Origin of the sequence: Mycolicibacterium arenosum, assembly GCF_024320865.1 — a bacterium.
GTDB classification, from domain to species: domain Bacteria; phylum Actinomycetota; class Actinomycetes; order Mycobacteriales; family Mycobacteriaceae; genus Mycobacterium; species Mycobacterium arenosum.
The window spans coordinates 1-1,337 of record NZ_JANDBD010000033.1; the positions used below are offsets into that span (position 1 = coordinate 1).

Genomic DNA, 1,337 nt, shown 5'->3' on the forward strand with positions numbered 1-1,337 from the left:
TGTGGTGTCTCGGGACATCGCGTACACATATGTCTCAGGACATCGCGTACACCGATGATGCCGGTTGAGGCTCGCGGGTGCGGTAGGTCCGGGTGGATTTGTCGCCGCGCTGGTAGTTGCAGGTGGGGTCGACGGTGAATGACCGGACCAGAGTGGTGCCGCTGTAGACGGTGATGTGGTCGCCGTCGCGGATGACATCGCAAAGGTGTCCGGCCCAGCGCAATCCGACGTTGACCTTGTAGGGCGCGATGAACAGGTTGCCCGACCTCTGCCCGACCGTGCGGCGGCTGACGAAGACCGGTTCGGGCAGCGGCCGGTCGGCGGGGCGGGCTATGGCGGTGGCGGTGAACGCCTCGACGGGGGTGGCCCCGCCCAGTGCGCGGTGCGGCCGCTGGTGGTTGTAGTGCTCGCGGAACGTCTCGAGGTGCTCGTTGAGCTGCTCAATTGTGGCTGCGGGCGGGTGGGCGGCCAACCACTTCTTGAGGGTCTGCCAGAACCGCTCGATCTTGCCGCAGGTCTGCGGGTGATACGGGGTCGAGTTGATGGTCCGCACCCCCAGCGCCCGCAGGTTGGCCTCGAAGGTCGACTCGTAGCCGCGCAGCCGGCCGGTGTAGACGAACCCGTTGTCGGACAACGACATCGACGGGATGCCGCATTCGGCGATCCCGGCCAGCATCACCGCCCACACCAGCACGGTGGTACCCGCGCCCTCGGCGGCGATCAGGGCGGGCAGGTACCGGGAGTGATCGTCGAGGGTGCCCGCGATCGCCACCGCGGTCCCGTCGGCCAGCCGCCATTCAGTCCAGTCGGACTGCCAGCACTCGTTGGGCCGGGCGAACACGAACCGCTTGGTCGCCGATTTCGGCCGTTTACGCGGCTGCGCGACGACCAGACCGTGCCGGCTCAGGATCCGGGCCACCGTGGCTCGCGACGGGACCCCGCCCAGCCCCCGGCGCCGCAGCGTCCACACGATCGACTGCGGACCGTGATCCAACCCCGAGCCCAGCAATTCCAGCCTGCAGTCCAGCACCGCCTGCACCACGACGGGATCGGTCGCCGTCGGCGAGGACAGCGGTCGCCGAGACCGGTCGTGCAACAACCCATCCCAGCCCTCGACGGCGAACCGTCTACGGAGCTTGTAGAACGTCGTCGTACAGATCTGATGCTCTCGACAGAACTCGGTCACGTTGTCCACCTGCCCGACCAACGCCACCAACGCACGCGTATCCATCGCCGTCACCTTCTGGGCCATGAACCACTCTGGATCCACCCAGCCCGATCAGGTGTACGCGATGTCCCGAGACATACCCCTGTACGCGATGTCCTGAGACTTCACA

At 66.9% G+C, this 1,337-nt stretch carries 1 protein-coding gene; it reads right to left on the minus strand.

Translation table 11 applies throughout. From position 1 onward, the window contains the following. Nucleotides 1-34: 34 nt before the first annotated feature. The gene (locus tag NM203_RS33045; RefSeq protein ID WP_255065287.1) at nt 35-1,252 is read right to left on the minus strand and encodes an IS481 family transposase; all 1,218 of its coding nucleotides are present in this window, start codon (nt 1,250-1,252) and stop codon (nt 35-37) included. Nucleotides 1,253-1,337: the final 85 nt, after the last annotated feature.

Coding starts and splice junctions, on each gene's coding strand:
- NM203_RS33045 (WP_255065287.1), bottom strand. CDS start 1,252: ATGGCCCAGAAGGTGACGGCGATGGATACGCGTGCGTTGGTGGCGTTG.